20 protein-coding genes are annotated in these 16,271 nt (G+C 64.2%); 13 read left to right on the top strand and 7 right to left on the bottom strand.

Annotated elements, in window-relative coordinates:
* The first annotated feature begins 64 nt into the window (after positions 1 to 64).
* The 3 genes from H0I86_RS14925 to ada all read left to right on the top strand — a co-directional run bounded on the left by H0I86_RS14925 (position 65) and on the right by ada (position 2,606).
* Entirely contained in the window at positions 65 to 781 is a 717-nt protein-coding gene (locus H0I86_RS14925) for a 2OG-Fe(II) oxygenase (RefSeq protein WP_180925616.1), read from the top strand.
* The gene (gene alkB, locus H0I86_RS14920; protein WP_180925615.1) at positions 771 to 1,445 is read left to right on the top strand and encodes a DNA oxidative demethylase AlkB; all 675 of its coding nucleotides are present in this window, start codon (positions 771 to 773) and stop codon (positions 1,443 to 1,445) included. The genes H0I86_RS14925 and alkB overlap by 11 nt, the downstream gene beginning before the upstream one ends.
* Positions 1,446 to 1,532: 87 nt before the next feature.
* A complete protein-coding gene (ada, locus tag H0I86_RS14915) occupies positions 1,533 to 2,606 on the top strand; it encodes a bifunctional DNA-binding transcriptional regulator/O6-methylguanine-DNA methyltransferase Ada (protein ID WP_180925614.1) in 1,074 nt (357 codons plus the stop codon).
* Here ada and H0I86_RS14910 read toward each other — a convergent pair.
* A complete protein-coding gene (locus H0I86_RS14910; protein WP_180925613.1) occupies positions 2,570 to 3,058 on the bottom strand; it encodes a GyrI-like domain-containing protein in 489 nt (162 codons plus the stop codon). The two genes, ada and H0I86_RS14910, sit on opposite strands and share 37 nt — an antisense overlap.
* Positions 3,059 to 3,107: 49 nt before the next feature.
* Positions 3,108 to 4,091, bottom strand: coding sequence for an acrylyl-CoA reductase (NADPH) (gene acuI / locus H0I86_RS14905; RefSeq protein WP_180925612.1), 984 nt, complete (start codon positions 4,089 to 4,091; stop codon positions 3,108 to 3,110).
* A 236-nt stretch (positions 4,092 to 4,327) separates the two neighbouring features.
* On the opposite strand from acuI, the gene H0I86_RS14900 reads away from it, so the two are divergent.
* The 7 genes from H0I86_RS14900 to H0I86_RS14870 all read left to right on the top strand — a co-directional run bounded on the left by H0I86_RS14900 (position 4,328) and on the right by H0I86_RS14870 (position 11,328).
* Complete coding sequence (locus H0I86_RS14900; RefSeq protein WP_180925611.1) at positions 4,328 to 5,392, top strand: NAD(P)H-dependent flavin oxidoreductase; 1,065 nt, start codon at positions 4,328 to 4,330, stop codon at positions 5,390 to 5,392.
* 173 nt (positions 5,393 to 5,565) lie between these two features.
* Positions 5,566 to 6,333 (top strand): molybdate ABC transporter substrate-binding protein, encoded by a 768-nt coding sequence (gene modA / locus H0I86_RS14895; protein ID WP_258019444.1) that lies wholly within the window; start codon positions 5,566 to 5,568, stop codon positions 6,331 to 6,333.
* Positions 6,334 to 7,014, top strand: coding sequence for a molybdate ABC transporter permease subunit (gene modB / locus H0I86_RS14890; RefSeq protein WP_180925610.1), 681 nt, complete (start codon positions 6,334 to 6,336; stop codon positions 7,012 to 7,014).
* Positions 7,015 to 7,017: 3 nt separating this feature from the next.
* Entirely contained in the window at positions 7,018 to 8,106 is a 1,089-nt protein-coding gene (gene modC, locus H0I86_RS14885; protein WP_180925609.1) for a molybdenum ABC transporter ATP-binding protein, read from the top strand.
* Between the two features lie 87 nt (positions 8,107 to 8,193).
* Positions 8,194 to 9,222, top strand: a complete 1,029-nt coding sequence (locus H0I86_RS14880) for a DNA topoisomerase IB (protein ID WP_180925608.1) — start codon at positions 8,194 to 8,196, stop codon at positions 9,220 to 9,222.
* A gap of 185 nt (positions 9,223 to 9,407) precedes the next feature.
* Positions 9,408 to 11,048, top strand: a complete 1,641-nt coding sequence (locus H0I86_RS14875) for an ABC-F family ATP-binding cassette domain-containing protein (RefSeq protein WP_180925607.1) — start codon at positions 9,408 to 9,410, stop codon at positions 11,046 to 11,048.
* A 70-nt stretch (positions 11,049 to 11,118) separates the two neighbouring features.
* Positions 11,119 to 11,328 carry a hypothetical protein gene (locus H0I86_RS14870; RefSeq protein ID WP_023965801.1) on the top strand — a complete coding sequence of 70 codons (210 nt, stop codon included), beginning with the start codon at positions 11,119 to 11,121 and terminating at the stop codon, positions 11,326 to 11,328.
* A 244-nt stretch (positions 11,329 to 11,572) separates the two neighbouring features.
* On the opposite strand, the gene H0I86_RS14865 is transcribed toward H0I86_RS14870, so the two are convergent.
* Entirely contained in the window at positions 11,573 to 11,893 is a 321-nt protein-coding gene (locus H0I86_RS14865; protein ID WP_038578481.1) for a YbjQ family protein, read from the bottom strand.
* Positions 11,894 to 12,103: 210 nt separating this feature from the next.
* Here H0I86_RS14865 and H0I86_RS14860 point away from each other — a divergent pair, with 210 nt between their 5' ends.
* Complete coding sequence (locus H0I86_RS14860) at positions 12,104 to 12,430, top strand: isochorismate lyase (RefSeq protein ID WP_180925606.1); 327 nt, start codon at positions 12,104 to 12,106, stop codon at positions 12,428 to 12,430.
* Between the two features lie 63 nt (positions 12,431 to 12,493).
* Here H0I86_RS14860 and H0I86_RS14855 read toward each other — a convergent pair whose 3' ends face one another.
* Positions 12,494 to 12,694 (bottom strand): hypothetical protein, encoded by a 201-nt coding sequence (locus H0I86_RS14855; RefSeq protein WP_007921704.1) that lies wholly within the window; start codon positions 12,692 to 12,694, stop codon positions 12,494 to 12,496.
* Between the two features lie 116 nt (positions 12,695 to 12,810).
* Positions 12,811 to 13,023, bottom strand: a complete 213-nt coding sequence (locus H0I86_RS31940) for a DUF6021 family protein (RefSeq protein WP_219637320.1) — start codon at positions 13,021 to 13,023, stop codon at positions 12,811 to 12,813.
* A 401-nt stretch (positions 13,024 to 13,424) separates the two neighbouring features.
* Between H0I86_RS31940 and osmE the strand changes: the two genes are divergently transcribed.
* Positions 13,425 to 13,772 carry an osmotically-inducible lipoprotein OsmE gene (gene osmE, locus H0I86_RS14850; protein WP_180925605.1) on the top strand — a complete coding sequence of 116 codons (348 nt, stop codon included), beginning with the start codon at positions 13,425 to 13,427 and terminating at the stop codon, positions 13,770 to 13,772.
* Positions 13,773 to 14,252: 480 nt separating this feature from the next.
* Here the strand turns inward: osmE and H0I86_RS14845 are convergent, their stop codons facing one another.
* Together H0I86_RS14845 and H0I86_RS14840 are read right to left on the bottom strand one after the other, a co-directional pair.
* The gene (locus H0I86_RS14845; RefSeq protein ID WP_180925604.1) at positions 14,253 to 14,765 is read right to left on the bottom strand and encodes a fimbrial protein; all 513 of its coding nucleotides are present in this window, start codon (positions 14,763 to 14,765) and stop codon (positions 14,253 to 14,255) included.
* Positions 14,766 to 15,172: 407 nt separating this feature from the next.
* Positions 15,173 to 15,616, bottom strand: coding sequence for an anti-virulence regulator CigR family protein (locus H0I86_RS14840; protein ID WP_180925603.1), 444 nt, complete (start codon positions 15,614 to 15,616; stop codon positions 15,173 to 15,175).
* A gap of 115 nt (positions 15,617 to 15,731) precedes the next feature.
* Between H0I86_RS14840 and H0I86_RS14835 the strand changes: the two genes are divergently transcribed.
* Positions 15,732 to 16,169 carry a hypothetical protein gene (locus tag H0I86_RS14835; RefSeq protein WP_180925602.1) on the top strand — a complete coding sequence of 146 codons (438 nt, stop codon included), beginning with the start codon at positions 15,732 to 15,734 and terminating at the stop codon, positions 16,167 to 16,169.
* The last annotated feature ends 102 nt before the right edge of the window (positions 16,170 to 16,271 follow it).

Genomic DNA, 16,271 nt, shown 5'->3' with positions numbered 1-16,271 from the left:
AGTGTGAGCGGCCCGCGCGCTTCCTAGACTGGCGGATATCAGCCTCTGCCTCAGGAACGCCAGGATGTCCGCCCCCTCCCTCGAACAACGTCTTGCCTGCCTGGACTGGCCCTCGATCGAGCAGCAACTCGACCAGGATGGCAGCGCCGTGATCGGCAACCTGCTCAGCGCCGACCAATGTCATGAACTCAGCAGTTTGTATCCCCGCAGCGAATTGTTCCGTTCGCGAGTGGTCATGGCCAGGCACGGTTTCGGCCGCGGCGAATACCAGTATTTCGCCTACCCCTTGCCGAAGCTGGTCGCCGAACTGCGCGGCCAGTTCTATCCGCGCCTGGTGCCGCTGGCCAACCGCTGGAACCAGCTGATGAATATCCCCGTGCAATATCCGCTCCGGCACGAAGACTTTCTCCAGCGCTGCCACGCCGCCGGTCAGCAGCGGCCGACGCCCTTGTTGCTGCAATATGGCCCGCAGGATTACAACTGCCTGCACCAGGACTTGTATGGCGACAACGTATTCCCCTTGCAGGTCGCGATCCTGCTGTCACGCCCCGGCACCGACTTCAGCGGCGGCGAATTCGTCATCACCGAACAGCGCCCGCGCATGCAGTCGCGGCCGCAGGTCATCGATCTGAAGCAGGGTGATGCGCTGATCTTCGCCGTGCATCATCGTCCGGTACCCGGCGTGCGCGGCCATTACCGGGTGACGTTGCGCCATGGCGTCAGCCGCCTGCACAGCGGCCGCCGCCATACGCTAGGAGTGATCTTCCACGATGCCCAGTAACGGTAACCTCACCACCGAGCTGTTCGGCGAACCCGAACTGCAACAGGCGCCCCGCACCGAACAGGTCGGCCCGCAGTCCTTCGTATTCCGTGGCTTCGCCCTGCCCTGGGTCGAACGCCTGCTGCCGGCTCTGCGTGGCGTCCTGCGGGCCGCGCCGTTCCGGCAGATGGTCACGCCGGGCGGCTTCACCATGTCGGTCGGCCTGAGCAGTTGCGGCCAGTTGGGCTGGACCACCGACCGCAGCGGCTACCGTTACACCGCCATCGATCCGCAGAACGGCCAGCCCTGGCCGGCGATGCCCGAAGTGTTCCGCGAGCTGGCCCAGGCCACCGCGACCCAGGCCGGCTTTGCCGGGTTCGATCCGGACGCCTGCCTGATCAATCACTATGTGCCCGGCGCCCGCATGTCCCTGCATCGGGACAAGGACGAACGTGATTACGCCGCGCCGATCGTCTCCGTCTCCCTGGGCTTGCCGGCGGTGTTTCAGCTGGGTGGCGAGCGGCGCAGCGACCGCCCGTTGCGGGTACCGCTGCTGCATGGCGATGTGGTGGTCTGGGGCGGCGTCGACCGCCTGCGTTATCACGGCGTGCTGCCGCTCAAGGACGGCACGCACCCGCTGCTGGGCCCACGTCGCATCAACCTGACCTTTCGCCGGGCCGGTTGATCCCGCGGGAATTCAAACGCAAGACTCGGAGTGCCAGGCCCCCTGCCCTTGGTTAATCTGAGCGACAACCGCCACCGAGTAGAGTCCATGACCATGGTCCAGCCCAAGCCCACCACCGCAAGCGATCCACGCTGGCTCGCCGTCCTGGCCCGTGATGCGAGTGCCGATGGCCAGTTCGTCTACGGGGTGAAAACCACCGGCGTCTACTGCCGCCCCAGCAGCCTGTCGCGCCTGCCGCGGCCGGAGAATGTCGAGTTCTTCGACACCGCGGAACAAGCCGAGGCCGCTGGTTACCGGCCGAGCAAACGCAGCGCCAGCGACCAGACCCAGGTGGCCGCGCATCACGCCAGCCTGGTAGCCGCCGCGTGCCGGCAGATCGAATCGGCGCAAGCGCCGCCCAGCCTGAAACAACTGGCCGAGCAAGCCGGCATGAGCAGCTTCCACTTTCACCGGGTATTCAAGGCCGCCACCGGGCTGACCCCCAAAGGCTACGCCAGCGCCCACCGTTCGCGGCGGGTACGGCGCCAGCTGGAGCACGGCCATTCGGTGACCGACGCGCTGTACGACGCCGGTTTCAACTCCAACAGCCGCTTCTACGAAACCGCCGACCAGTTGCTCGGCATGAAACCCAGCGACTACCGCGCCGGCGGCCTGAACGCCGATATCCGCTTCGCCGTCGGCCAGTGTTCCCTGGGGGCGATCCTGGTCGCCCAGAGCAATCGTGGGGTCTGCGCGATCCTGCTGGGCGACGACCCCAATGCCCTGGTGCAGGACCTGCAAGACAAATTCCCGCGGGCCAACCTGATCGGCGCCGACCAGGATTTCGAGCGCCTGGTGGCCAAGGTGGTGGGGTTTATCGAAGCACCGGCCATTGGCCTCGACCTGCCCCTGGACCTGCAAGGCACGGCATTCCAGGAGCGGGTATGGCTGGCCCTCAAGGAGATTCCGCCGGGCAGCACCGCCAGCTACGCCGAGATCGCCCAGCGGATCGGCGCGCCGAAGTCCTTTCGCGCCGTGGCCCAGGCCTGTGGCGCCAACAGCCTGGCGGTGGCGATCCCTTGCCACCGGGTAGTGCGCAGCGACGGTCACCTGTCCGGCTACCGCTGGGGCGTGGAGCGCAAGCGTCAGTTGCTCGAGCGCGAGGGCTCGTCCGAGGCTTGAATGCCGATGTACACCGACACCGATTCCGGCCCGGTGTACACCTCGAAGTCCGTGGCGAAGCGCCGGCGGAGCTGCGGGTTGTCCTCGAAGTAGGCCCAGACCAGGCCCCAGGTCTGGATCACCACCTCCGGCATCGGCCCCTTGGCGGAGAACGCCAGGTACTCGCCGCCCTGCACCTGCACCAGCGGATAGTCGGCATTGCCCTCACCCACCGCCACACCGGCAGTGACATCGAAGTGCCCCGAGGCATCGGACTCGTAGTTGGAGTACACGCCGTAGATGAACGAGTCCGACTGCCGGTGGCCGATGCTGTCGAACAGGCCCTCGACAAAAAACCGCTCCCACATCGGCCCGATCCGCGCGCTGTCCGCTTGTTGCTCGTCGGCATTGCAGGTACGCACCTGCAAGCCCGAAACGCAGAAAGGCTGAACCTCTCGCAGTTTGACATCCATGCTTCGTACTCCTGTCTGGCGTTTATCTGAGTGACCGGCGCGCACGGTATCAGCGATTCACATCCACCACCACGCGCCCGCGCAACTCACCGGCCAGCAGACGCGACGCGACGGCGATGGCTTCGCTGAGGCCGATCTCATGGCTGATCAACGGCAGCAGGGCCGGGTCCAGATCGTGGGTCAGGCGCTGCCAGGCCTCGATGCGCCGGGCCTTGGGCTGGGTCACGCTGTTGATTCCGGCCAGGGTCACGCCACGCAGAATGAAGGGCGCCACCGAGGCAGGGAAGTCCATGCCCTGGGCCAGCCCGCAGGCGGCCACGGTGCCGTTGGCCTGGGTGCTGGCGCAGGCATTGGCCAGGGTATGGCTGCCCACCGAGTCGATCACCGCCGCCCAGCGCTCCTTGGCCAAAGACTTGCCCGGCGCGGACAGGCTCGCGCGGTCGATGATCTCGCTGGCGCCCAGGCGCTTGAGGTAGTCCTGCTCGGCAGTGCGCCCGGTGGACGCCACCACCCGATAACCGAGCCGGGCCAGCAGGGCTATGGCAAAGCTGCCGACCCCGCCATTGGCCCCGGTGACCAGCACATCGCCCTGGCCCGGGGTCAGGCCGTGACGCTCCAGCGCCAGGATGCTGAGCATCGCCGTATACCCGGCCGTGCCGATGGCCATGGCCTCGGCCGCGCTGAACGCCTGGGGCAAGGGGATCAGCCAGTCGCCGTCCAGTCGCGCCTTCTGCGCCAGCCCACCCCAATGCCCTTCGCCCACGCCCCAGCCGTTGAGCAGCACCTGGTCGCCGGCCTGGTAGTCCGGGTGACTGCTGGACTCGACAATACCTGCCAGATCGATGCCCGGGACCATGGGGAACTTGCGCACCACCGGACTGCTGCCGGTGATGGCCAGGCCATCCTTGAAGTTCAGGGTGCTGTAGGCCACCCGCACCGTCACATTGCCCTCGGGCAACTGCTCTTCGTCAATCTCGCGCAACGCCGCGCGATAACCGGCGTCGTCTTTCTCGATCAAAATACCCTTGAACATGACTGCCTCCCGATAGGCCCATGGCCGGGCCGTGAACTTGAGTTTCAGCTTGCAAAGCCCCCACCTTCCCAGCCCGGACGGGAAAAATCCACGCTCTTTTCGTCGTAGGCCACCCACGCCCCGCTCCTGCAAGCGATCGTGCCGCCCCAGCCAAAGTCGACTGGCCTTGATCGTCCATCTCCTGCTACAAACCCCGGGTTGCCGTCCTTATCTCTTGACGTCGGAGCATCATTCACATGAGCCAATGGCCTGACACCCGTATTCTCGACCTGCTGGGCATCGAGCTGCCGATCATCCAGGCGCCCATGGCCGGTGCGACCACTACGGCCATGGTGATCGCCACCGCCCAGGCCGGTGCGCTGGGCTCCCTGCCCTGCGCCATGCTCACCCCCGAGCAGATTCGCCAGGAAGTGCGGAGCATTCGCCAGGCAACCCGCGCGCCGCTGAACCTGAATTTCTTCTGCCACCAGAACCCCACCCCCGACCCGGAACGGGAAATCCGCTGGAAAAACGCCCTGGAACCCTACTACCGCGAACTCGGCGCCGACTTCGAGGCGCCGACCCCGGTCAGCAGCCGCGCGCCCTTCGACGCCGTCAGTTGCGAACTGGTGGAAGAGCTGCGCCCGGAAATCGTCAGCTTCCACTTCGGCCTGCCGGAGCCGGCCCTGCTCGCGCGGGTCAAGGCCACCGGGGCGAAGATCCTGTCGTCGGCCAGCACTGTCGATGAAGCCGTCTGGCTGGAACAGCATGGCTGTGACGCGATCATCGCCATGGGCTACGAGGCCGGCGGCCATCGGGCGATCTTCCTCAGCGAAGACCTCAACACCCAGGTCGGCACCATGGCCCTGGTGCCGCAGATCGTCGATGCGGTGCAGCTGCCGGTGATCGCCGCCGGCGGGATCGGCGACGCCCGCGGCATAGTCGCCGCCTTCGCCCTCGGCGCCTCGGCGGTGCAACTGGGCACCGCCTACCTGTTCACCCCGGAAGCCAAGGTCAGCGCCGCCCACCACCAGGCCCTGCGCACCGCCAAGGAGAGCGAAACAGCCCTGACCAACCTGTTCACCGGCCGCCCGGCGCGAGGCATCGTCAACCGGGTGATGCGCGAGATCGGCCCGATCAGCCCGCTGGCCCCGGCCTTTCCCCTCGCCGGTGGCGCGCTGATGCCACTGCGCGCCAAGGATGAAGCCGACTTCGCCAACCTCTGGGCCGGTCAGGCCCTGCGCCTGGGGCTGGAACTGCCGACCTTCGAGCTGACCCGCACACTGGCCGAGCAAACCCTGGCCAAGCTCGACAAGGGCTAAAAGCCCCCGGGCCGCGACCCGGTTCGCGGCCCGTTTCCCACTCAACTTCTTGCCCCAGTTCCGTTCGCTGGCGATTCGCTATATATTTTCATATACAGCGTTTCGCCCACCCCCGGTGCAGTCCCTTTCCATATCCCCCACTGCCCAACGTCCCTTCGCCAATGGAGCTGTTCATGAACCGTCGTCTCTCAGGTTTTGCCCCGACCTGCCTTGCCGCTGTGCTCGCCACCTGCGCCTTCGGCTCGGCCCAGGCCGATGAAGTCCAGGTCGCGGTCGCCGCCAACTTCAGCGCGCCGATCCAGGCCATCGCCACCGACTTCGAGAAAGACACCGGGCACAAGCTGGTGGCCGCCTATGGCGCTACCGGGCAGTTCTATACCCAGATCAAGAACGGCGCGCCGTTCGAAGTCTTCCTCGCCGCCGACGACAGCACGCCGGAGAAACTCGAAAGCGAAGGCGCCACCGTCAAGGGCTCGCGCTTCACCTACGCCATCGGCACCCTGGCGTTGTGGTCGGCCAAGGATGCCTACGTCGACAGCAAGGGCCAGGTGCTCAAGGATAACCAGTACCAGCACCTGTCCATCGCCAACCCGAAAGCCGCGCCTTACGGCCTGGCCGCCACCCAGGTATTGGCCAAGCTAGGCCTGACCGAGCAGGTCAAGGGCAAGATCGTCGAAGGCCAGAACATCACCCAGGCCTATCAGTTCGTCTCCACCGGCAACGCCGAACTGGGCTTTGTCGCCTTGTCGCAGATCTACAAAGACGGCAAAGTCAGCAGCGGCTCGGCCTGGATAGTCCCGGCCGAGATGCACGACCCGATCAAACAAGACGCGGTGATCCTCAACAAGGGCAAGGACAACCCGGCGGCCAAGGCCCTGGTTGACTACCTCAAGGGAGCGAAAGCCGCGGCCGTCATCCAGTCCTACGGTTACCAACTCTAAATGCCGCTATCGAGTACCGACTTTTCCGCCATCTGGCTGACCCTGCAACTGGCGTCGCTGACGACCCTGATCCTGCTGATCGTCGGTACGCCGATTGCCTTGTGGCTGTCGCGCACTCGCTCGCGGCTGCGGGGGCCGATCGGCGCCATCGTCGCCCTGCCCCTGGTCCTGCCGCCGACGGTGATCGGCTTCTACCTGCTGCTCGCCCTCGGCCCCAACGGCTATATCGGCCAGTTCACCCAGGCCCTCGGCCTGGGCACCCTGACCTTCAGTTTCAGCGGCCTGGTGATCGGTTCGGTGATCTATTCCATGCCCTTTGTCGTGCAGCCGCTGCAGAACGCCTTTACCGCGATCGGCCCCCGTCCGCTGGAAGTGGCGGCGACCCTGCGCGCCAATCCCTGGGACACCTTCTTCAGCGTGATCCTGCCGCTGGCCAGGCCGGGCTTCATTACCGCGGCCATTCTCGGGTTCGCCCACACCGTCGGCGAGTTCGGCGTGGTGCTGATGATCGGCGGCAATATTCCCGAGAAGACCCGGGTGGTCTCGGTGCAGATCTACGACCACGTCGAGGCCCTGGAATACGCCCAGGCCCACTGGCTGGCCGCCGCCATGCTGGTGTTCTCGTTCCTGGTGTTGCTGGCGTTGTACTCCAGCCGCAAAACCCGCGCTGGCTGGAGTTGAGTCGTGAGTGCATCGATCCATGTGCGCCTCAAGCGCCATTACAAAACCTTCGACCTCGATCTCGACCTGGAGCTACCGGGCCGTGGCGTCACCGCGCTGTACGGGCATTCCGGCTCCGGCAAGACCACCTGCCTGCGTTGCATCGCCGGCCTGGAGCAGGCCGAACAGGGCCTGGTGCGGATCAACGACGAAGTCTGGCAGGACAGCCAGCGCCAGTTGTTCGTGGCGCCGCACAAGCGCTCCCTGGGTTATGTGTTCCAGGAGGCGAGCCTGTTCGCCCATCTGTCGGTGCAGGCCAACCTGGAGTTCGGCCTCAAGCGCATTCCGCGCGCGCAGCGCCGGGTCGACATGACCCAGGCCACCGAGCTGCTGGGCATCGGCCACCTGCTGCAGCGCCATCCGCACAACCTGTCCGGCGGCGAGCGCCAGCGCATCGGCATTGCCCGCGCGCTGCTCACCAGCCCGCGGCTGCTGCTGATGGACGAGCCGTTGGCAGCCCTCGATAGCAAACGCAAGAGCGAGATCCTGCCGTACCTCGAACGCCTGCACGACGAGCTGGAGATCCCGGTGCTGTACGTCAGCCATTCCCAGGATGAGGTGGCGCGCCTGGCCGACCATATCGTGCTGCTGGAAAACGGCCGCGCCCTGGCCAGCGGGCCGATCGGCGAAACCCTGGCCCGTCTCGACCTGCCCCTGGCCCTGGGCGATGACGCCGGGGTGGTGATCGAAGGCCAGGTCACCCACTACGATGCCGGCTACCAGCTGCTCGCCCTGCAACTGCCCGGCAGCCAGTTGCGGGTGCGGGTCGCCCATGCGCCGATGGCCATCGGCAAGCACCTACGCTTCAAGGTCCAGGCGCGGGACGTCAGCCTCAGCCTGCAAGCCGGCGAACACAGCAGCATCCTCAACCGCCTGCCGGTGACGGTCAGCGGCGAAATCCCCGCCGACAACACCGCCCATGTCCTGGTGCGCCTGGACGTCGCCGGCACCCCGCTGCTGGCGCGGATCACCCGCTATTCCCGCGACCAGTTGCAGCTGCACCCGGGCCAGCAACTCTGGGCGCAGATCAAGGCGGTGGCCGTGCTCGCCTGAGTCCTTGGCAAATGGGTTGGCACCCCTGCGCTGCGCCGCGGTCAATCGCCAGACAGGCCTGATCGATTGATTGCCAAGGATTCCGCCATGCCCGATAGCCCACTGCGCCAAGACCTGCCAACGGACCTGCATTACGTCGACGATACGCAGCCGGGAATCAGCCGCAAGAAACTGCGCGGCAAATTCGTCTACTTCGACCCGCAGGGCCAGCGCATCGACGCGCCAGAAGAGATCCAGCGCATCAACGCCCTGGCCGTGCCGCCGGCCTATACCCAGGTGTGGATCTGCGCCGACCCGCGTGGTCACCTGCAAGCCACCGGCCGTGACGCCCGCGGGCGCAAGCAATACCGCTACCACCCGCGCTGGCGGGAAGTGCGCGACGCCGACAAGTACTCGCGCCTGCTGGAGTTCGGCAGTGCCCTGCCGCGCCTGCGCCAGCAACTGGAAGCCCTGCTGGCCGCGCCCGGCTTCAGCCGCGACAAGGTCATGGCCACGGTCATCAGCCTGCTCGACGCCACCCTGATTCGCGTCGGCAACAGCCAGTACGCCCGCGACAACCGTTCCTACGGCCTGACCACCCTGCGCAACCGGCACGTGGCAATCAAAGGCAGCTCGATCCTCTTCCAGTTCCGCGGCAAGAGCGGCATCGAACACCAGATCACCGTCAAGGACCCGCGCCTGGCACGGATCCTCAAGCGCTGCCTGGAGCTGCCCGGACAGAACCTGTTCCAGTACCTCGACGAGAACGGCGAGCGCCACAGCGTCAGTTCCTCCGACGTCAACGCTTACCTGCAGGAGCTGACCGGCGCCGACTTCACCGCCAAGGACTACCGTACCTGGGCCGGCAGCAGCCTGGCCCTGGCGGTGCTGCGCGAGCTGCGCTGGGAACCCGAGGCCGAGGCGAAAAAGCACATTGTCGAGATGGTCAAGGACGTTGCCCGGCAACTGGGCAATACCCCCGCCGTGTGCCGCAAGTGCTACATCCATCCGGCCTTGCTCGAGGACTTCGTGCAGGGGCATCTGGCCGCCCTGCCCAGGCCGCGCAAACGCAAAGGGCTGAGGGCCGAGGAGGTCGGCCTGAGGATGTTTCTCGAACGCCTGGCGCAACAGCCCTGAGGCTTCTCGCAACGCCTCCCTGGCACCTCCGGGTTGTCACCCGGGACGCTCACACGTTAGGCTAGCCGCCCTTCCCCGTCACCGGACGATTGCCGACGTGAACAACTAAGCCTTCCAGAAATGTATTCGCGACAAGCCGCCTTGCAGCGCTTGTTGGCCTTTTTCGACATTCTCCGGAGGTGCTGATGACTCACGTCACACGGCTGCCTGCGCTGGTTTCCCTGAACCAGCTGACATTCCAGTTCGCCCATGGCGAAACCCTGTTCGATTCACTCGACCTGACATTCGATGCCTTGCCCACCGGCATAGTCGGACGCAATGGCACCGGCAAGAGCGTGCTCGCGCGCCTGATCGCCGGCGAGCTTTCGCCGTCCTCGGGCAGCGTCACGCGCTTCGCCCGCGTGGCCTATGTCGCCCAGGAACCTCTGGCGCAGGAGGGCCAGAGCGTCGCCCAGGTCGCCGGCATCGCTCAGGCCCTGGCCGCCCTCGAGCGCCTCGCCGCGGGCCAGGCCTCGATGGCCGACCTGGCGCAGGTCGACGAGCGCTGGGACCTTGGCGAACGCCTGCGCCGCCTGCTGGACGAGGCCGGTCTCGACACGGTCGGCCCCGACGATCCGGCCGCCAGCCTCAGCGGCGGGCAACGGGCGCGTATCGCGGTGATCGGCGCCCTGCTCAGCGATGCCCAACTGCTGATACTCGACGAACCCAGCAACCACCTCGACGAGCCCGGTCGCCAGTGGCTGCTGACGCAACTCCAGCAGTGGCGCGGCGGGCTGCTGCTGATCAGCCATGACCGCCAATTGCTGGCGCAGATGCAGCGCATCGTCGAGCTCACGCCCCAGGGCGTGCGGATCTACGGCGGCAACTACGCGGCGTTCCACGCCCAGCGCGAAGCCGAATACGGCGCAGCGCGGGCCGCCCTGGAGCACGCACGAACCGAACGCAGTCGCGAACAGAAGCGCCTGCAACACGAGCACGACACCATCCAGCGCCACGCCGCCGGCGCCCGGCGTTATGCCGACACCGCCAACATCGCCAGCTTTGAACGGAGGAAGATAAAAGGCTCCGCCCGGGACATCATGGGCCACGTGCGCAACCGTCAGCAGAGCCACAAGAACAACCTCGATCAGCGGGTCCGCGACGCCTATGCGCGGGTGGTGCCGGAGGCGCCAACCCTGGTGACGCTGCCCGGCACCGCGGTGCCGCAGGGGCAACAGGTGTTCTGCCTGACCCGAGCGCAATTGCCCTGGCTGCCGCCCGAGGCCGTCTCCAGCTACCTCGACCTGACCGTCACCGGCCCCATGCGCATCGCGGTCAGCGGGCCCAACGGCTGCGGAAAATCCACACTGCTGAAAATGCTGGCCGGCGAGATCCAGCCCTTGAGCGGCCAGTGCCAGGTGCGGCTGGCCAGTGCTTGCCTTGACCAGCGCCTGTCGCTGCTCGACCCCGAGCGTTCGATCCTCGACCACCTGGGGGCGCTCGACCGGCCACTGCAGGAAGGCCTGCTGCGCAGCCGCCTGGCCTGGCTGCAACTCGACGCCCAGCGCGTGACCCAGCCCTGTGGCCGGCTCAGCGGCGGCGAACGCCTCAAGGCCGCGCTGGCGATTGCCCTGTGGCGTGAGACGCCGGCCAAGCTGCTGCTCCTGGACGAGCCGACCAACCACCTGGACCTGGAATCGGTGGAAGCCTTCGAAAGCGCGCTGCGCGATTTCCCGGGCGCGATGCTGGTGGTGTCCCACGACCGCCAGTTCCTCGCCGCCATGGCGCCCAGCCACCGGCTGCAATGGACGGCAGCGGGCTGGCGACTGGACGAGGCCGGCCAATGAGCAGGCTTTTGCGCGAGTTTCAAAGTTGCTTCTATAGTTGCTCTGAGCAGCTATCAACCAGGGAAGCGCCATGGAAGACATTTTTGTCGTAAAGCGCTGCAACAAGATCATCATTCAAGGTCGACGCGCCGGGGAAGCCGCCCACGGCGCACCGATCGCCGCCCACTGGTACCGCATCGCCGACACTCGCACCGACGGCTTCATCGGCGATGGCTACGACCTGGAAGAGGACGCCGTGCGCGAGTGCCGCCGGCTCAATGCCGCCAGCCGCCGCGCCTGAAACCGTGGACAACCGGGTGGTGCAGCCACCCGCCGGCAATGATGAAATTTCTTTCACTGTGAACCCGCCAAGGCTTCGCTAAAGTGGCTCACGCTTATTGAAGACTCCCGACTGGCCCACCGCTCCCCCGGTGGGTCTTTTTTATGGTCGATCGCCAAGGGCCGGGCGGCGGTCTGGCAGAGGATGCCAGGCATAAAAAAAGCCCCGCACACGGGCGGGGCTGCGCGATGCAGGCAGACGCCGCCTACTTGAGCCTGACGGCAGTGCCAGTGACAAAAACCACCACCATGCCGCCACGGCCGCTAGGCATGCTGATCTCGTAGTCCAGGCCGATCACCGCATCCGCACGAAGGTCGCGGGCGCGTTCCTTGATCTCGTCGGTCGCCTGCACCCGGGCTTCTTTCAACGCCCGTTCCAGGGTCTGGGAACGCCCACCGAAAAAGTCGCGCATCCCGGCGAAGACGTCACGCACGACGTTGATCCCCTGCACGGACTCGGCGCTCACGATATCCAGGTACTCGGCGATCTCTCGCCCCGCGATCGCGTGGGTAGTAGTGATAATCACGGCATTCTCCTTTGACCGGCGCGACCCTGCCCTGAACCCGGGCGGGGTCGCAAAAAAACGCGATGGTAACAGACGCTCGGCGGGCGGCCATGCAAAGCATGTCGCGCGAGGCTGGCGCATCGACCGGCAAGGTGCTGCCAAGGACGAGCCTGCCCATGGTTAAATCCGCCAGCGGATAACCGCAGATCCTTTCCCCACTGGAGTATTCACATGGACGTCATTCAGTCGCTAGCCCCCGAACAATGCGCAGGCATGGAGGATATCCGCCGCGAGATCGATCGCCTCGACCAGGTTGTCATCCAACTGCTGGGCGAACGTTTCCGCTACGTCATGGCCGCATCGAAATTCAAGACCTCGGAAACCGCCGTGCGCGCCCCCGAGCGTTTTCGCGCCATGCTCCTGCAACGCCGGGAATGGGCCCAGGCCGAGGGGCTGAGTGCCGATGCCATCGAAAAGCTCTACAGCGACCTGGTGCAGCACTTCATCGCAGAGGAGCTCAAGGGCTGGAAGTCCGCCCAGGCCCAGTCGCCGGCCTGAGGGCAAAAGAACACCCGACAGCCCGGGAACACGCCAGGCTGTCGGGAAGGGTCGTGGATGGGGTTATCGGGTATTGGCCCCTCGAGCAGCCTTCTTGGCCTTCGCCTTGTAGGCCGGCAAGGCTGCCGCGTAGGCCAGGGCCTCTTCCCGGGTGCCAAAGGAGCCAAGACGGTCGCCCTTGGTGCAGACCCGCCAGGGGCCGCTGTTGACGCTGACCACGTCATAGCCGTTCATGTGCATCTTGTTCAGCATTGGAACGCTCATAATCGCCTCCCTTTTCGGTAGAGATCGTCCGAGGTTGTCGCGAACACCTTACACCCGGCCAATGCCAGGGTGGGCTCCATCCATCGCCGCGGAACCCGGTATTCGCGTGCCCGTACTCACTTGGGCTTCAGGTTCCCCAGGGGGTCATAAGCCCTGGACTTGGGTTCTTTCTCCGGCCTGTTATCCCTGGGCGCTTTCGCCGGACCTATGGGGTCCACCTGCGGATCCGCCAGATCCGGAGAGTCAGGGTCGAAGCCCAGTTCGTCCTTGCCGGAGGCGTGCTCGGATGAACGCGGGCCAGTGGGCCTGTTCGTACTCTTCGTACTCATGGATACCTCCCGACCACGATGGAATGCCTTCCCATGAGAGGGCCATTCTCATGCAGGGTGCAAAACAGCTGACGAATGGCAACCCAGTAGTCTTTTTCTGCCGCGCTTATGGCGTTTTGGAAGGTTCGCCGCAGCCTGATCGGAAGCCGTGTTATCAGCCCGCGCCAAGGCCTGCGTTTCGTCGCTCTGTCGTTGCTAGGGCCACAGCGCAAGCGCACACTGGCTGCAGCTGACGGATCAGCTCCCCCTCTGCAAGAAGCCCGCCCATGCGGGCTTTTTGTCTATCCGCCATCCCCTCGTCCCGTCCTTCGCGAATACGGCTCGCCGCCCTCGTCACTCGGCTTTACTGCAACTGATGCACCAGGCGTCTCTTCACGACACCTACCATCGGGAGCCCTGCCATGAACAAAGCACTTATCGTCACGATCGCCCTACTGTCGGCCACCGCCGGTTGCACCAGCGACTCTCACGTCTACCGCAATCAGCCGCTGGTGGCGAAGGTCAAGACCGGCATGACCCAGGACCAAGTCCGGCAGATCGGCGGCGAACCTATGGCCGTCAGCCCTCGCACCGTGGAACTCGGGACCTGCTTCGACTATGTGTTGACCCAGGCCGGCCATAAACAACCATTCAATGTCAGCTTCGACGGCAACGGCAAAGTCGATCACACCAGTTTCCTCACCTGCGCCGAATGGAGCCACGCCCAGCAGAAAGCCAGGGCTCCAGGTGGCATGGGTGGCGGCTATTGAGCCGAGCTGGCCAGAGTCGACGGCGATTGCGGGTGGAGACGACTAGATGAAATTTCTTTCACTGTGAGTCGAGCGCCAGGCGGGTAGATTTCACCCTGCTCATTCAACTATTGGCCCGCTCCCCGCGGGCTTTTTTTTGCCTTGCTGGAATTCGTGAGGAAGAAGCCAAAGTGGCGTCGGGCAACAAGAAGGATGGCCGAAGGCAAATTTCAGGCAAAAAAAAGCCCAAGTAGCTGATGGACACTTGGGACTAAAAATGCATAAACCGTGGTAGGTGAACGCGGGGCTATCTTAACGTCCCCGAGAACATGTAACAATATATTTTGAGGTTATTTTTACCCTGAATGATTTCTAAGCCACTAAATAACCACATGTTTTTTCAGTCTATGGCCGATTCGTCACCTTGTTGACGTCAGTAAAAGAGCGCCACTGTCTAGCTTTCCGCATGATTCAAGGTCTGCATGAACTGCTTGCCTGCCATCAGGCATACAGGATCACGCACTCCGCAAACGAGGAAAACGCACCGGCTTCTACAGGCCCGCCGGTGCTGACCAACCTCGCTGCGAAGGACAGCCTTAAACCCGGGACCGCCGGGTACTCCACACGGCCTTCTTGACCCAGCAGCAGAACTTTCTTCTCGCTATCCAGCAGCTGAACGCCAACATTGCGTGCGGAGCCGGCTTCTTCGTAGTCATTCATCAAGGTCACACCATCACTGGTGATACCGTCAAAGTAGACCTGGATCTTTTTCGCACCCTTGAGCCTGTCTTCATTCAACTCGACGCTGAACGGCTGCGGAAAACTGCCACCCGCCTGAAGCACATCAAGGCTCGATGTGCCCAGCTCGACCACCTGCTCCATGCCGCTGGAACGCCGATGTGAAACCCCAGAAACAACACCCGCATCCAGGCCATGATCAGGATCGATCGTCCACGCGGGAGCAGTGACCCTGGCGCGAAAATCAAAGAACTTTCCAACATTTTGAGTGGGCATTATTTATTCCTTTAATTGAATGCAAACATGCGATCGGTTCAGTCCGGAGCAGCCACCCAGGCCACTCTTCTGCCTGTCGCCCTGCGCTTTTTCAATGGGGCGAAACACAGCCGGCCCGATAGTCGGTGCCAGCCAAAAAAAGCGCACACGGCGAACGCTGAAACCTTAGAACGGCGCCCAATCGACGTCCTTAGGACACTTCCGAAACGCTCCACTCAACTATCAGATCGCGCTGGAATGTTGCTGACGAGGAGGCTCGACAAAATCACCGCCAAGGCGGTTACCTGTATTTGAGCCAACGGGGTCAAACAGGATGCTTGGGGGGAATATCGGCGCGAATGCGAAACGCTGGGTGCCAGGCAAAAGCCCGGTCTTGCACCGGGCTTTGCTTGTGGGCCGGCCCGGAATCAGTCCAGGACGTCGTGCAGAACTTCGTAGATGATGCCTGTCGCAATGGCGACCAGGATCAAGTCAGTACCGGCCTGTTGCCACTCATAGCCGTCATAGTGCGGCAGCCGGCTTAGCATCCGGCCATCCAGTTTTTTCGCAATACCCGGCGGCAGTGGTTTGCCTCGGGCCAGGTTTTTCTGAATGCCTGGCGGCAGGGCCGGCCCGGGTGACCAGTAGTCGCGACTGTCGCCAATGATCACGCGCACACCGCCGACATCGATTTGGGGCCCGTCATACCGCCCGCCCTGTTTGTAGTCCTGGGATTTGTTGCCTTTATTGCCGTGCCCACCCTGATTGCCATAGGGATTGCCCTTGCCGTTCCCTGGGTCCGCATACAAGGCAGTCGAGCCGAATAAAAACGCGGCGCTTGCTAAAACAGCTACAACCGAACGAGTCGTCATCTCTGCAGTCCTCTGCATGAATCCAGCCGTGGTGCCATTCGTCATGACACCCGAACTATAGACAGCCAATTGCGTCTTAGTTCGTGCAAACCTCTCCTTATCTATGGAAGCGATCATGCTTTTAAAGAAAAAAAATCTCGTGACGACCCTGACCTGCGTACTGATGCTGGCAGCGGCGCCTTTGCTCCCTGTGACGTCCGCCTATGCAAAGGACGGTGGTGGCCATGGTGGCGGAAACGGCGGTGGTAACGGCGGGGGTCATGGCGGCCAGGCAGGCGGCCACTCCGGAGGGGTCAGCAGCAAGGGCCATAACGGCGGCCTGAAAAGCGACCCGGCCGGCAAGTCGGTTCGCAATCTCGGAGAAAATGGCAACCATTACGGCAGCATTCGTAATGACAGCAACGGCCATGGCTCGACCACTTCCGGCGTGGCTCATTCCAAAGATACCCGCGGGCTGTCAAAAGCCACCGCGATCTCGGACACCACGCCCGGTGACCACAACTCGAAAGGCCTGGGCAAAGCCAGCGTCTCCTCGAGCAAGAATGATCGATAGACCCAGCCTCATGCTCTCCAGCTGAATCGGTTTCAACACCGCCGGTTGGTCAGCATCGTCTCGCATGAAAAGCCCGGCCCAGCGCCGGGCTTTTTAGTATCT

It is taken from the genome of Pseudomonas chlororaphis subsp. aurantiaca (assembly GCF_013466605.1).
In the GTDB taxonomy this organism is placed as follows: Bacteria; Pseudomonadota; Gammaproteobacteria; order Pseudomonadales; family Pseudomonadaceae; genus Aquipseudomonas; species Aquipseudomonas chlororaphis_I.
This window is presented reverse-complemented; position numbering and strand designations above follow the sequence as displayed.

Excerpts from the sequence above, each read along its gene's own strand:
- H0I86_RS14925 (WP_180925616.1), top strand. The coding sequence starts at position 65 with ATGTCCGCCCCCTCCCTCGAACAACGTCTTGCCTGCCTGGACTGGCCC.
- H0I86_RS14910 (WP_180925613.1), bottom strand. The coding sequence starts at position 3,058 with ATGGATGTCAAACTGCGAGAGGTTCAGCCTTTCTGCGTTTCGGGCTTG.
- H0I86_RS14860 (WP_180925606.1), top strand. The coding sequence starts at position 12,104 with ATGGACGTCATTCAGTCGCTAGCCCCCGAACAATGCGCAGGCATGGAG.
- H0I86_RS14880 (WP_180925608.1), top strand. The coding sequence starts at position 8,194 with ATGCCCGATAGCCCACTGCGCCAAGACCTGCCAACGGACCTGCATTAC.
- H0I86_RS14855 (WP_007921704.1), bottom strand. The coding sequence starts at position 12,694 with ATGAGCGTTCCAATGCTGAACAAGATGCACATGAACGGCTATGACGTG.
- H0I86_RS14870 (WP_023965801.1), top strand. The coding sequence starts at position 11,119 with ATGGAAGACATTTTTGTCGTAAAGCGCTGCAACAAGATCATCATTCAA.
- alkB (WP_180925615.1), top strand. The coding sequence starts at position 771 with ATGCCCAGTAACGGTAACCTCACCACCGAGCTGTTCGGCGAACCCGAA.
- ada (WP_180925614.1), top strand. The coding sequence starts at position 1,533 with ATGACCATGGTCCAGCCCAAGCCCACCACCGCAAGCGATCCACGCTGG.
- H0I86_RS14875 (WP_180925607.1), top strand. The coding sequence starts at position 9,408 with ATGACTCACGTCACACGGCTGCCTGCGCTGGTTTCCCTGAACCAGCTG.
- osmE (WP_180925605.1), top strand. The coding sequence starts at position 13,425 with ATGAACAAAGCACTTATCGTCACGATCGCCCTACTGTCGGCCACCGCC.
- H0I86_RS14845 (WP_180925604.1), bottom strand. The coding sequence starts at position 14,765 with ATGCCCACTCAAAATGTTGGAAAGTTCTTTGATTTTCGCGCCAGGGTC.
- H0I86_RS14900 (WP_180925611.1), top strand. The coding sequence starts at position 4,328 with ATGAGCCAATGGCCTGACACCCGTATTCTCGACCTGCTGGGCATCGAG.
- modA (WP_258019444.1), top strand. The coding sequence starts at position 5,566 with ATGAACCGTCGTCTCTCAGGTTTTGCCCCGACCTGCCTTGCCGCTGTG.
- acuI (WP_180925612.1), bottom strand. The coding sequence starts at position 4,091 with ATGTTCAAGGGTATTTTGATCGAGAAAGACGACGCCGGTTATCGCGCG.
- modB (WP_180925610.1), top strand. The coding sequence starts at position 6,334 with ATGCCGCTATCGAGTACCGACTTTTCCGCCATCTGGCTGACCCTGCAA.
- H0I86_RS31940 (WP_219637320.1), bottom strand. The coding sequence starts at position 13,023 with ATGAGTACGAAGAGTACGAACAGGCCCACTGGCCCGCGTTCATCCGAG.
- H0I86_RS14835 (WP_180925602.1), top strand. The coding sequence starts at position 15,732 with ATGCTTTTAAAGAAAAAAAATCTCGTGACGACCCTGACCTGCGTACTG.
- H0I86_RS14840 (WP_180925603.1), bottom strand. The coding sequence starts at position 15,616 with ATGACGACTCGTTCGGTTGTAGCTGTTTTAGCAAGCGCCGCGTTTTTA.